This is a genomic window from Natrialba taiwanensis DSM 12281 (assembly GCF_000337595.1).
In the GTDB taxonomy this organism is placed as follows: domain Archaea; phylum Halobacteriota; class Halobacteria; order Halobacteriales; family Natrialbaceae; genus Natrialba; species Natrialba taiwanensis.
In genome coordinates, this window is the sequence record NZ_AOIL01000013.1 from 1 (window position 1) to 13236 (window position 13236).

The 13236-nt window shown below is 65.7% G+C and carries 12 protein-coding genes; 6 read left to right on the forward strand and 6 right to left on the reverse strand.

Going from position 1 to position 13236, the window contains the following annotated elements:
- Window positions 1-371 precede the first annotated feature (371 nt).
- Window positions 372-1433 (reverse strand): phosphotransferase family protein, encoded by a 1062-nt coding sequence (locus tag C484_RS03670; protein WP_006824624.1) that lies wholly within the window; start codon window positions 1431-1433, stop codon window positions 372-374.
- Window positions 1434-1589: 156 nt separating this feature from the next.
- Entirely contained in the window at window positions 1590-2342 is a 753-nt protein-coding gene (locus C484_RS03675) for an HAD family hydrolase (protein WP_006824625.1), read from the reverse strand.
- Between the two features lie 272 nt (window positions 2343-2614).
- Here C484_RS03675 and C484_RS03680 point away from each other — a divergent pair, with 272 nt between their 5' ends.
- The 3 genes from C484_RS03680 to C484_RS03690 all read left to right on the forward strand — a co-directional run bounded on the left by C484_RS03680 (window position 2615) and on the right by C484_RS03690 (window position 5760).
- Window positions 2615-3391 (forward strand): SDR family NAD(P)-dependent oxidoreductase, encoded by a 777-nt coding sequence (locus C484_RS03680; protein WP_006824626.1) that lies wholly within the window; start codon window positions 2615-2617, stop codon window positions 3389-3391.
- Between the two features lie 251 nt (window positions 3392-3642).
- Complete coding sequence (locus tag C484_RS03685) at window positions 3643-4650, forward strand: TIGR04024 family LLM class F420-dependent oxidoreductase (protein WP_006824627.1); 1008 nt, start codon at window positions 3643-3645, stop codon at window positions 4648-4650.
- A 108-nt stretch (window positions 4651-4758) separates the two neighbouring features.
- On the forward strand, window positions 4759-5760 hold the full coding sequence (locus tag C484_RS03690; protein ID WP_006824628.1) for an AIR synthase family protein: 1002 nt from the start codon (window positions 4759-4761) through the stop codon (window positions 5758-5760).
- Here the strand turns inward: C484_RS03690 and C484_RS03695 are convergent.
- From C484_RS03695 to C484_RS03705, 3 genes are all read right to left on the reverse strand, one after another.
- Window positions 5718-6896 carry an NAD-binding protein gene (locus C484_RS03695; RefSeq protein ID WP_006824629.1) on the reverse strand — a complete coding sequence of 393 codons (1179 nt, stop codon included), beginning with the start codon at window positions 6894-6896 and terminating at the stop codon, window positions 5718-5720. The genes C484_RS03690 and C484_RS03695 overlap by 43 nt on opposite strands.
- 497 nt (window positions 6897-7393) lie before the next feature.
- On the reverse strand, window positions 7394-10321 hold the full coding sequence (locus tag C484_RS03700; protein WP_006824631.1) for an AAA domain-containing protein: 2928 nt from the start codon (window positions 10319-10321) through the stop codon (window positions 7394-7396).
- A 177-nt stretch (window positions 10322-10498) separates the two neighbouring features.
- Window positions 10499-10777, reverse strand: coding sequence for a hypothetical protein (locus tag C484_RS03705; RefSeq protein ID WP_006666224.1), 279 nt, complete (start codon window positions 10775-10777; stop codon window positions 10499-10501).
- Window positions 10778-10881: 104 nt separating this feature from the next.
- On the opposite strand from C484_RS03705, the gene C484_RS03710 reads away from it, so the two are divergent.
- The 3 genes from C484_RS03710 (at window position 10882) to C484_RS03720 (ending at window position 12221) form a co-directional block, all read left to right on the forward strand.
- Window positions 10882-11433 (forward strand): hypothetical protein, encoded by a 552-nt coding sequence (locus C484_RS03710; protein WP_006666223.1) that lies wholly within the window; start codon window positions 10882-10884, stop codon window positions 11431-11433.
- Between the two features lie 93 nt (window positions 11434-11526).
- Window positions 11527-12009: a hypothetical protein gene (locus C484_RS03715; protein ID WP_006824632.1), complete on the forward strand. Its 483-nt coding sequence runs from the start codon at window positions 11527-11529 to the stop codon at window positions 12007-12009.
- Entirely contained in the window at window positions 12006-12221 is a 216-nt protein-coding gene (locus C484_RS03720) for a hypothetical protein (RefSeq protein WP_006824633.1), read from the forward strand. Before C484_RS03715 ends, C484_RS03720 begins: the two co-directional genes overlap by 4 nt.
- A gap of 31 nt (window positions 12222-12252) precedes the next feature.
- Here the strand turns inward: C484_RS03720 and C484_RS03725 are convergent, their stop codons facing one another.
- Window positions 12253-13215: a zinc-dependent metalloprotease gene (locus C484_RS03725; RefSeq protein ID WP_006824634.1), complete on the reverse strand. Its 963-nt coding sequence runs from the start codon at window positions 13213-13215 to the stop codon at window positions 12253-12255.
- Window positions 13216-13236: the final 21 nt, after the last annotated feature.

A 13236-nucleotide genomic window follows, 5' to 3' on the forward strand; every position in this document is an offset into this window, starting at 1 on the left:
CCCTACACGACGCTCTTCCGATCTGAGCAATCCAGCCGGTCTTTCTCCTCGAGTTTGTCGAGGCTCCAGGCGATCTGCTCGTACCCGTCGTCGACGAGTTCTTGCTCGATGTCGCGCATCGTGACCTCGTAGCCGCCCATGGCGGTCACTTCGGCGATACCGTGGCCCATGTTCCCCGCGCCGAGGACGGCGACGCGGTCGATGCTGTCGAATGACATGACTGTGTCGTCGGCTGGAAGCGTCTTAACTCCACCGACGACAGTTACCATCGTTAAGATGAAAGTGGTCGGGATAACAGTTGTACGATGGTGTGGCAGGGATGATCGCCGCCATTCGTCGCCGTCCCCGTTGCGACCGCTCGATGCCACCCCCTAGAGCGGTTCGTCGCCCTCGATAATCCGCTGTGCGCGCGCGGCGAGCGCCGGAACGCGGTCTTCCATCCGCGGATACATCGGATCGTCGCTGTTGCCCTCGAGATACCGCCGGAAGAACATCTCGCCGAGTCCGGCCAGTTTGTAGACCGCCAGCGCGCGGTAGAACCGCTCGTGTTCGAACTCGAATCCAGTCCGTGCCTCCCAGCGTGCGACGAGTTCGCGGCGCGTCGAGTAGCCGTCGCGCTCCATGAACCGGTTCGTGAGTTCCGGAATCGCCGGCTCGGGGTCCTTCGCGTCGCGCCAGTAAGAGAGCATCCAGCCCAGGTCGGCCCGCGGATCGCCGAGTGTGGCCATCTCCCAATCGAAGACGCCGATCAGCTCGGGCGGCTCGCCGGGACCGAACATCACGTTATCGAGCTTGTAATCGCCGTGGACGAGCGTGTGGGAGTGTGACTCGGGCGCGTGTTCCTGCAGCCAGGAGCCGACCTCGTAGAGGGCGGGCACCTCGCGTTCGTCGGCCGTCACCTCGAAGGCCCACATGAGTTGCTGGCCCCAGCGTTCGACCTGCCGGTCGGTGTAGCCCGCCGGCCGACCGAACTCGCCGAGTCCGACGGCCTCGTAGTCTACGTCGTGGATCGACGCCAGCGTGTCGACGAGTTCTTCGCCGATCCGCTCGCGATACTCGGGGTCGGCGAATCGTGCCGGCTCGTCCTCCCGGAGCACGTCCCCCTCGAGATGCTCCATCACGTAGAAGTCGCTGCCGATGACGTCGTGGTCCTCGCAGGCGAGTGCCGGTTCGGGGACCGGAACGGCGGTGTCCGCGACGGCATCCGTCACGCGGAACTCGCGCAACACGTCGTGTGCGGTGTCCGCGGTCTCGCCCGGCGGCGGGCGACGGATGACGAGTTCGCGATCGCCCCAGGTGACGAACAGGGTTTCGTTCGAGTGGCCCTCCTGGTGGCGGCTGATCTCGTAGTCCTCGACGGCTTCGAGGTGGTCGGAGAGATAGGCAACCAGTGCGTCCTCGTCGACGAGGCGCTCGTAGTAGGTGTCGCTCATGGCGCTCGCGCGGTCGTTTCGGGAAGCGAAGCGTCGTTCTCGGCGACCGGTACGCGTACGGACATCGAATCGCTGGTTGCGCTCGACATTGTCGGTACGATCACCGTCGTTCTTCTTAACGAAAATAGTTACGACGCGAAAAGAGACTTACAATGTTCACTTCCTAGAAGCCCTGTCAGCGACGATTTCGAGCACCTCGAGCGGCGACGCGATCCGGTAGCTGACCGCCGGCCCGTCGGCAGCCCCGAACGCGACCCCGTGCATCCCTGCCTCGTCGGCACCCTCCACGTCGTGGTCGTACCGATCGCCGATCATCAGCGATCGGGTCGGCTCGACGCCGGCCTTCTCAAGTGCCGTCTCGAAGATTTCGGGATCGGGTTTGGTGCGTCCGACCTCCTCGGAGGTAGTAATGGAATCGAACCGCTCGCGGACGCCGAATCGAGCGAGCATCTCGCGGCCGGCGTCATCGTCGACATCGCTGATGACGCCGACGTGAAGGTCTCGTTCGGCGAGTCGCTCGATCGCCTCGACGGCACCTGGTACTGGTTCGATGGTGGACTGGACCGTCTCCTCGAACGTCGGTCGCCACTCCCCCGTCGCAAGCGACTCGCCCGCGACCGCCTCGAACCCCTTCGCGTAGCCGTCCCGGGCCGCTCTGAACTCGGTTCCGTCGCGTTCGCGGAAGAACTCGCCGACGGCTGACCGCCAGGCCTCGACCGCCTCCGCGGTCGTCACCTCAAGTTCATTCCGTTCGACGAACTCCTCGATGGCGGTCGCATGAGCGGCCCGAACGGACTCGAGTTCGAGGATGACGCCGCCGATATCCCAGAAGACGGCCTGCCAGTCTGCGTCCGGTCCCTCCCACCGTCCGTTGACGCCGGAGTCGGTATTGGCGGTGCCGTCGCTCATCGCATCACCTGTCGGCGTGGTACCCGTGCCACCGTCGCCGTCGCTCGGCTCGTCTCATGTCGCTCTCTCCGCTCGTCTGCACTCGTGTCGTGAATCGGTGCTGTCATCCACAGGTGCTCCGTCGGCGGTGAACTCGGGCCGCCGTTTGATCGTGACTCTCGGCGGCGATACTTAACAGTGCGGGTCGTTTGCCTACTTTTATTAACAATGTCTTCTTACCACCCATCGTTGCTAACAATGGTAGAAAACAAACGGCAGACGGGTGGTCGCGTATGAGCACAACGCAGTTCGGCGTCGACGGTGACGTAGCGCTCGTGACCGGTTCCTCTTCCGGCATCGGGAAGGCGATCGCCGAGCGGTTCGCCGCGGACGGCGTCGACGTGGTCCTCTGCTCGCGCGAACAGGGCAACGTCGACCCGGTCGCGGCGGCGATCACCGAAAGCGAGCACCCCGGCGAGGCGCTGGCCGTCGAATGCGACGTGACCGACCGCGAGGCCGTCGAGGCGCTCGTCGAGGCGACCGTCGACGAGTTCGGTGAACTCGACGTGCTGGTGAACAACGCCGGCGCGTCGTTCATGGCCGACTTCGACGACGTGTCACCGAACGGCTGGAAGACCATCGTCGATATCAACCTCCACGGCGCGTACCACTGTACTCACGCGGCGGCCGAGCACCTCAAGGACGGCGGTGGCTCGGTCATCAATCTCGCGAGCGTGGCCGGCCAGCGCGGCTCGCCGCTGATGAGTCCCTACGGGGCGGCCAAGGCTGCGGTCGTCAACCTTACGACGACGCTCTCCTACGAGTGGGCCCACGACGATGTGCGCGTCAACTGCATCGCGCCGGGCTTCGTCGCGACGCCGGGCGTTGAGAGCCAGATGGGTGTCTCCGCCGAGAACATCGACCGCGAGGCGGTCGCACGCCGCATCGGTACCGTCGAAGAGATCGCGGATGTCGCCCAGTTCCTCGCCAGCCCGGCATCGTCGTACGTCGTCGGCGAGACGATTACCGTCCAAGGCGTGCCACAGATCAGCGAGGATCGCGAAGTCTGAACGGTTCCGCCGTCAGAACCAGGCTGGATGTCCGTGGCGTCGGTATCCGACCCGGACCCGTGAACGCTCGTCTTCCACACTGCCGGCATCGTCGGCCTCTCTTTGCTGATCGGATCGGTCGGTGCGAGAGTCAGCACGTGGCTCCTCGAAAAGGCGACCCAGCGGCCGCTCCCCGTCGCGAACTAAACCCCGTTCGCTATCGCCACCAGTTCCCATACATCCAAAAGGGAGTCGTTCGTCTATGAACGATGATGACTGATAGAGACGTACCCCTGCCGGTCGCCGCCCAGCCGAGCGTCGATTCGCTCGTCGAGTACGCCCAGACAGCCGAATCCGGTGGGTACGACTGCGTCTGGCTCCCCGAAACCTGGGGGCGAGATGCAGTGACGGTTCTGACCGCAATCGCCGAACGAACCGAGACGATCGACATCGGGACGAGCATCGTCAACACCTACTCGCGCTCACCCGCACTACTCGGTCAGACGGCGGCGACGCTCCAGGAAGTCTCCGACGGCCGCTTTCGTCTCGGTCTCGGACCGAGCGGCCCCGTCGTGATCGAAAACTGGCACGGCGTCGCGTACGGCAACCCGCTCAAGCGAACGCGAGAAACCGTCGACATCGTCAAGCAAGTGCTCGCGGGCGAACCGGTCGAATACGACGGCGACGAGTTCTCATTGTCGGGCTTTCGGCTCCGCTCTGCGCCGCCGGACCCCACCCCACCCGTCGAAGTGACGGGTATGGGACCCAAAGCCGTCGAGCTCGCCGGTCGGTTCGCCGACGGGTGGCACGGCATCATGCTCACGCCCGACGGCATCGCGGACCGCATCGACGACATCGAACGCGGCGCTGAACTCGGCGACCGCGACCCCGATGACGTGCAGGTCACGACCGGCGTCACGTGCTGTGCGCTCGAGGACGCCGAGCGCGCTCGCGAACTCGCACGCCAGCACACGGCGTTCTACATCGGCAGCATGGGCACCTTCTACCGCGACGCGCTCGAGCGCCAGGGGTACGACGAAGCTCCCGACATCCACGACGCCTGGCAGAACGGCGACCGCGAGCGCGCACTCGAACTCGTCGATGAGGCGATTCTTGACGACCTCTGTGCCGCTGGCAACCCGGAGGCGGTTCGCGAGCAGGTTTCCCGGTACGAGGCGGTCGAGGGCGTCGATTCGGTCGCGGTCAGTTTCCCGCGCGGGGCCGACCGGGAAGACATCGAGCGGACGATGGACGTGCTGGCACCCGAAGCCGACGCCTAACACCACCCTGCGCTGTGTCACGCGGTCGCTGCTGGGACCCATTCGTGCAGGCCCTTGTCGACCACGAACAGCGACAGGTACAAACCCCCAATCCTCCCAGTTCGTGACATGCCCGGCAAGGTGTCTCCGGACGAGTTGCTCGCACACGTCTTCGATCGGACGGGGGCCGACGCGGACGAAACGATCCTGCAGGGCCCTGCAAACGGCGAGGACGCCGCCGCCATCGACTGGCCCGGCGGCGACCTCGTCGTCAGTTCTGATCCGATCTCCCTCGCGGCGTCGCAGGTCGGCTCGCTCGGCGTGTACGTCGCCTGCAACGACATCGCCGCCTCGGGAGCGGACCCGCGCTGGCTCACCGTCGTCATCCTGCTTCCCGACGAGAGCGTCCCGATCGAAACGATCACGACCGATCTGGACGCCGCCGCCAGCAAAGTCGGCGCATCGATCGTCGGCGGCCACTCCGAGTACGTCGATCAGTTAACCCGTCCGCTCGTCTCGCTGACCGCCATGGGTGCCGCCGCCGAGTTCATTCCGACCGGCGGCGCGTCCCCCGGCGACCGCGTCATCGTCACGAAAGCCGCCGGCATCGAAGGAACTGCCGTTCTCGCGGCGGACTTCGGCGCTGAACTCGACATCGAAGATACGGAGACGGTTTGCGACCGAGCCGCGTCGTTCCTCGACGAGATCAGCGTCGTTCCCGACGCCCGGGTCGTCCGCGAGTTCGCGACGGCGATGCACGACCCGACGGAAGGGGGTGTCGCCGCCGGGCTCGTTGAACTCGCTCGCGCGTCCGGCGTCCGCCTCGACGTGGACGCGGACGCGATTCCGGTCCGCGAGGAGACCGCCGAATTGTGTGCGGCCGCGGGCGTCGACCCGCTCCGCATCTTCGGCTCCGGGGCGCTTCTCGCGACCGTCCCGTCGGAATCGGTCACGGACTGCCTCGCCGAACTCGCGGCGGCGGGTATCGAGGCCGAATCGATCGGCACCGTTCGCGAGCCCGCAGCCGACGCCGGACCGGCGCTCGAGTTCGGCGACGAGACGATCACGGAACCGGTTCAGGACGACCTCTATCCGCTGTGGGAAGCCGCCGACGCGAGCGACGAGGCGTAATCGTCGTCCGATTCCGTTCCGAGCGCCGCGTCGACCGCCGCGTTCGTCACCAACTGTTCGGGTGAAATAACGACATCCGCGCCGGCCCGTTCGAGCGTCCCGCCTGCCGCCTCGTCGGTAATGACGACGATTTGTACATCCGTGCGCTCTCGTGCCAGAAGCACCGCGTAGCTATCCTCGGCGGCGGCACCCGTCGCCACCAGCACCGCATCCGCCTCATCGAGTGCAGCGCGGTCGAGAATCGCTTCGTCGGTCGGATCGCCGGAAAGTACGTCGACATCCCAATTCTCGAACGCCGTCGCAGCGTTCTCATCCGCCGTGACGACGAGGACCGACGACTCCCGCGTCGCGAGTTCGTCGATGACACCGGCGACCGGTTCGGCGGCCCCGAGAACGACGATGCGCTCGCGCGACGCGGTCGAGCGACCCCGGGCTGCCGCTCGCCGGCCGGTCCGTCGAAGGTGCGCCTCGAGAATCGGGCCGAACAGACTCCCGGCGGCGACGGCGACGGTCGCCGGCCCGAGGAGGACCAGCGAAATGGCGAACAGCCGACCGGCCTCACTCGTCGCGTGCACGTCGCCGTAGCCGACCGTGCTCACCGTCACGATGGTGAAGTAGGTCGCATCGACCACGGTGTGTAACTCGCTGAAATCGTGTCGAAGCGTGTACGCCCCGGCGATACCGTAACAGCACACGCCGACGATCGCGACGAGGCTTCCGAGTTGCGTCGGCGTGAGTGAACTCGAGCGGGTAAACCGGGCACTCGTGACGGCCAGGACGACGAGCCCGCCGATCGAGAGGACGACCAGCGGAACCGAGAGCAACCGCGACTGGACGATTCCGTGGGCGGCCACGAGGACGACGAGAACCGACGCGGCCAGGTAGGCGAGCCGATAGCCCCGGCGCATCCCCCAGGCGGTAACCAGCAGGGCGAATCCGAGCAGTGTGCCGCTGAACTCGGCGACCGACCGGAGCGCACCGAGCGGGCCGCCGGTCTGGAGCGCCGGTTCCGTGAGGATGGCGAGGACGCTGGTCGCGATGGACACGAGCGCGATGGCGGTGACGAGTTGGACGACGGCGCGGGCGCTGGGTCGGCGCTGGCGCGGTACCGGGTTACGGATGCTCCGATCGGGCATGGGCGATCCACACCGCGAGCCGCGGTAAAGATAGAGGTGAATCTACCTGTAGTATTTCACTCACCAGGCGTTGTTCAGCCTTGCCGCAGCCGTTGTAAGAGGACAGTCACTGTAGCGAATGTTACGCCGAAGAGGACGCCGAGGGTCAGTACCCGGGACAGCGATCCGTCATTCAGCAGTGCTTCGGCACCCGCGTACGCCCCACCGGGGACTATCGCAAGGAGGAGCCACCATACGAGGGCGTGTTCGCGGAGCCACTGATCTGCAGTCGCATACGATGAGCGGATCCTGGAGAGCGCCACTCTCTTAATAGAAGTTTTCATAGATAAATACTGTTACGCCTGGAATTTAGCGCTGGATATCTATGTGAACTCCGTGGTGTGTACTAGCAGAGGGATGATCTTACGCACATCTACGCATCTACCGATTTACTGAAAAGGATGAAATCACTCTCAAAATGAGTTCGCTGGCACCCGTCCGCCTCGCACGACGGTCCGTCAGCGTCGCGCCCACTCGAGCATCCGCGAGTAGACCGGATCGGTCGCGAGCGCGTTCGCGTCGCCGACGAGGACGAGCGCGCGCTTCGGACGCGTCAGCGCGACGTTGATCCGCCGGTAGTCCTCGAAGATCGGCCCCTCGAGCGAATCCGTCGCGGTGAAGGAGACGATGATAACCTCCTGGCTGGAGCCCTGGAACCGGTCGACCGTATCGACCGCGACCTCGTCCGGCACGTGCTTCGACAGCTCCGAGACCTGTGCGCGAAACGGCGCGATGACGCCGATATCCGCGGCGTCGAGGCCGGCGGCCCGGTACTCTTCGACCATCTCCGCGATGCGAGCCGCCTCCTCGCTGTCCGTGTACCGGCTGCCGTCGCCGTCGACATCGACGAACGTGACGGCATCCCGGAGTTCGGTCGGCAAGTCGTCGCGAGTGACGCCCGAGAGGTCGTCGAGCGTCCGTCCCGCAACGTCGCCGGACGCAGGGCGGAGCTTGCCGTCGTAGAACTCCTGGGAGGCGAATGCCTGGATGCGCTGGTTCATTCGATACTGCTTGGTGAGCATGACGCCCGCCTCGGGGTAGCGATCGACGAGCCGTTCGAACAGCGATTCGGTGAGGTCCGCCGCGCGCGGCTCGTCGCCGTTCGCACCGCTCGAGACGCGTCGTGTCCCTCCCTCGGACTGGACGACCGGCGGCAACTGCTCGTGGTCGCCGACCAGAACGAACCGGTCCGCGAGGTTGATCGCCGCGTGCGTGCCGGGCTCGGTGAGCTGTGCGGCCTCGTCGACCAGCGCCGCGTCGAAGCGCTGTTCTTTCATGACCCGCGAGCCGCAGGTCGCGGTGGTGGCCGCGACGACCTGTGCGTTCTGCAGCGTGGCGGCGCGCTCGCCGGGGTCACCCGCTCGATCGAGCCGGTAGGGTTGCATGTCCTCGCGGACGCCGCTTTCGGAGCCGACGCGGACGACGTCAACGGCTTCGCCGTCTCCGTTTCGTTGCGCCGGAGACGCAACGCTATCTTCCCCGATCTCTCCGTCGAGCTGGTCGAGCAGTGCCTCTAAGGCGTTATCGACCGCGCGGTTCGTAAACGCCGAGAGAAGGACGCGCTCCCCGCGTTCGACCATCGCGCGGATCGCGCGTGCAATCGTGTAGGTCTTGCCCGTGCCGGGCGGCCCGTGGATCAGCGCGCAGTCGTCCGCACCGACGGCCTTCCGCACGGCCTCGTCCTGGGCGTCGTTGTTCGGGATGAACGTCTCCTCGAGCGGTTCGAACTCGGGCTCGGCGCGATCGAACAGCACGTCCTTCCGGCGCTCGTCTCCTTTCAGGAGCGCATCGTGTAACGCGGCGAGGAGCCGATCGGTCGTGAGCTCGGAAGGATAGACGTCCAGCCTGGTGACTTCGACCGGCTCGTCCGCTGTGAGCAGGATCTCGTCCTCGTCCAGCCGTTCGATGCGGGCGAGTTCAGCGCTGCCGCGAACCGGATGGCCGTTGCTCGCGAGCACCAGATCGCCCTCTCGAAGTTTCGATGTCGCACCGCCGGTTCGACGCGCGCGGAGTTCCCAGCGGCCTTCCGCGAGTTCGGTGCTCTCGAGGAAGGCGAGGTCGATCAGCGCGCGGTCGTCGTCGGCCCGCTCCTGAGCGTCCTGTTCCCAGAGTTTGGCGAACTCGCGGTGGACCGCCCGCCGTTCTGCCTCGATGGCGCGGTAGAAGCGATCGAAGTACTCGCGTTCCGCGGCGGGCAACGCCTGGCCGATCTGGCCGGCCTTGGATTCCTGGTCGAGGCGACCCGAGACGACCATGCAGGTGTCCTGCTCGAAGCAGTACTCGCACTTGGCCGAGCCCTCGTAGCCGGTCGGCACGTCGCCCGAAACCTCCATCGCGGCGAGTTCGTTGCGCAGGCGGACGACGAACTTGAGGAGGCCGTCGCCCATCGAGAACTCCTTTGCGGGGGTGAGGTCGCCGGTCTCCTCGTTTCGGTCGAGCGCGGAGTTCTTGGTGTAGAGGAGGGTTCCGGTGTCGACGTCGCCGCCGTGTTCCTCGAGCAAGAGCGCGTAGCAGGCGGCCTGCACCTTGTCCTTGAAGCGGGGTTCTTTCTTCAGGTTCTTCCCGGTCTTGAGTTCGACCGGCGCGCCGCGGCGGACGGCGTCGGCGCGACCGCGGATGCCGAAGGTCTCGCTGATGAGCAGTTGCTCGGACCGCCAGCTACTCTCCGCGGGCGTAAACGCCGCCTCCGAGTCGTCGCCGGCTGTCGCCGCCGTCTCTTCGTTCTCCGCCGTCAGGCGACCCTGTTCGAGCCAGCCCTCGATCGCCGTCGCGTTCTCGCGAACGTCCTCGGCGACCGCGTCGGCCGTCTCGCCGAGCAACCCGAGTTCGAGCCCGCGCTCTTCCACGCGGGCGTCGATGGATTCCTCCAGGTCGCGGCCACGCAGCAGATCGCCGAAGACTTCGTGGACGAGCGTCCCCTTTACGACCGGGTAGTTGAGCGGAACGCCCGAGAGCTTGTTCAGATAGTAGAGGCGCGGACACTCCACCCAGTTGCGGATCGCTGTCACGTTGACGTGGAAACTCGGCGCGACGACGACGTAGGAATCGCCGGTCGTCGCGTACTGCTGTTCGCCCCTGAACTCGTCTTCCTCGGCGTTGGTGACGAGCAGTTCCATTCCGGGTTCGAGCAGTTCGGCGGATTCGGTCCACTTGTTCCAGAGGGTGATCGTGGTCGGGTCGGCCGCGTGAGCGCCACCGTCGCTGAGCGTCCCGCCATCGGTCTCCGTCTCAGCCGCATCGAACGGCGAGGTGGTCGTCGTTACGTCGTCGAGATGGTCGCTTTCGACAGCGAGTCGAACCGGGACCTCGGCGAGTTCACTCTCGCCGTAGCTCGTCGATACTGTCCGCACCTCGACATCACCCGCGACGGTTCCGCGTACGTGCACGGCTACCTATCAGGGGCCGAACGATCAAAAACGCTATCGGTCGCGATCGGGGACGGAAACGAGGGCACGGTACGAGTTCGGGACGGGGACGGGAACGGTGACGGGTCCGCACTCACCGCACACTCACCACGTCACAACTCAGTCGCCAGATATCCATCAGAACCACAACACCCAGCGTCAGAACGGGCCTCGAGAGCCGGTCCCCTGTCGTTCGACGCCCGACTCGAGTCGCCAGAGCCGATACGCGGCCGCGTGATGGCCCAGTGCGACGACGGTGAATCCGAGCATCGCGAGCGTGAATCCGACCGCGATGAGCGGAGACACGTCGTTGACGTAACTATTCCAGAGTTGCCCGACCGCGAGGACGAGCGGAACGACCGAGAGAAGTGAACTCGAGACCGGCCGCGCGCGAAACAGTTCGATGACCGTGCGACCGCGAGCGGATATCTTGTCCATGCCGAATCGTACCTGCCCTGACTGCGGAGCCACTGTATTCCTTTTGATCCCCGACGCTCACCGGGACCGATACGTTCATTCGCCTCGCGTTCCAACGGTGAGATATGCGGATTCGCGAGTGGCAGGACGTACTCGAGGATGTCACCGAACGGAACGTCGACCCCGAAGACTGGCGTGCAGTTGCCGGCGACCGGGCCGGCGGCGTCGGCGAAGACATGTACCTCGCGCATCCCCGCGCCGGCGTCTTTTTTCTCAAGACGTACGCGAAAAACCCCTACGAGGTCCGCGGCGTCGGGACGCAGGTCGCCCGCAACCTCGACGACGAAATCGGCTCGTTCATGCCCCGAGAAGAGTCGGGCGGTCGCTTCGCCGTCCAGTCGCCACCCGAAGACGAGGACCAGGCCGAAACCGTCTCGAAACGCCTCCAGACCGTTCTCGAGACGCACTCGGACGCGCCGACGCGACCCCAGGATCTCTTCGACGACGTCATGGACGCCCTGGAGAGCCCCGCGTTCGGTCCGATGGAGTACGACCAGTACGACCGCCCGGACGAACTCGACGACCTCGCGGACCGTTTCGAAGAAGCCGACGAGTTGCTCCACGCCGAACTCGACGAGTTGATCGAAACGGACGCGGTCGACCGCGGGTTTATGTAGTTCGACGGGCCGGCAGCGCCAGTGGCGGGTGTCCTGCGGTCATCCGATGCGCCTTTGAGACCGGCCTTCGACAGGACGAACGAGAAACGAACCATGACCGCGAGCGCCGAGACCACGATCCGAGACTACTACGACGCGCTTCGTGACGGCGATCCGCTCGTTCCGTACTTTCGGCGGAGCGATTCCACGGTCAAGTTCGCCATCAGCGAGGCACTGTTCGGTCACGACGACATTGGAGCTGCCCTCCGCGGGCAGACCGAAACGACCGCGGAGTGGGCGATCGAGAGTTCACACCTCGTCGTCACCGAACACGATTCCTGTGCGACGTTCGCCGACGAGGTCGCGATGGCGTGGACGGATACCGAAAGCGGGGACCGACGACGATTCGAGACGCGCTGGAGCGGCACGCTGATCGTGAACTCGGCGACGGACGATACCGAGACGAACGGAGCGCCTACGGGGACCGAACGCGAGGCTGAGTCCGAGCGTGAGACGGACGCGGAGACAGAGACGGAAACGACCGAACGCGAGTGGGAATTCGTGTCGATGCACGTGAGTACCGCGGACGAGGTATGAGCCGGCGACGCGGGCCGCGCTCCGATTCGAACGAGGGGAATCAGCGCCGGCTCAGACAGCTCGGCGCTGCGTTCGTCCTGCTGGTGGGACTCTCAGGCGGCACGATGGCGTTACAGGGCGGCGCATCGCTGCTAACCGCTGGAGCGGTAATTCTCGGGTGCCTGGTAGCCGGAAGCGTCCTGTTGTGGTATCTTCACTGGATCGTGCACTAGCCGGCGTCCCGACAGTCGAGTACAGCCCGACTCAGCGTTCGACCCGCTGGATCCACAGCCCCGGCGAATCGAGTTCATCGTGGGTCGGCAGGTTCTCGGGCCGATCCCAGACCAGGCTGGCCGTCTCGAGATCGCGAACGGCGATGACGTGCTCGAAGAACTGCTTGCCGCGTTCGTACTGGCGCTGTTTGAGGCCGAGGCCGAGGAGTCGCCGGAAAAGTTTCTGCAGCGGTCCGCGACCCTGCCGGCGAGCGTCGAGCTTGCGCCGGAGATCCGCGTACTCGTCGTCGAAGGCGTGGTCCATCAAGAGTTCGGCGTAGCCCTCGACGACGGTCATCGCGGCGTCCAGGTCGCGGAACGCATCGCGGTCGAACGAGCCGTCCGAGAGAGCGGCGATGCCCGACTCCATGCGCGCCTCGAGGTGGTCGGAGAGCCACGGCGCGGCACCGAACTCGGCGGCGTGGGTCACCTCGTGGAAGGCGATCCAGCGCCGGAACCGGTCCGGATCGACATCGAGCACGTCGGCGGCGTTGAGGATGTTCGGTCGGACGAAGTACAGCGCGTGGTCGTCGGCGGGCGTCTCCGCGAGCAAGAGCGGGTCGTACTGACCCAGAACGTTGCGGCCGAGAAAGGCGAGAAGAACGGTCATCGTCCCCGTGTTGATCGTCCGGGCGACGCCGGGGAACGTCTCGGTGTGGGTCTCGAGCGTTCCCATCACGCGCTCGAAGGTGGCGACGTTGGCGTCGATCCAGTGGTGGCGGTTCTGGATCTCGATGGTTTCCGGCACGTCGAACTCGACGTCGGCGGCCGTCTGCACGGCGCTTCGGGCCTCTCGAACGTCGCGGGCGTAGCCCTCCCGCTCGCCGGGGTCGAGTGAGAGTGAACCGGGTTCCGTCGCTGCCTTCGCAGCGTCGGCCGCGGACTGCCAGTCGATCGCGTCGTCCCCGGTCCCGGATGCGCCGGCGACGGTCCGGGCGCTACGATAGAGATTCACGGGAGTCAGTACGAGTGGCAG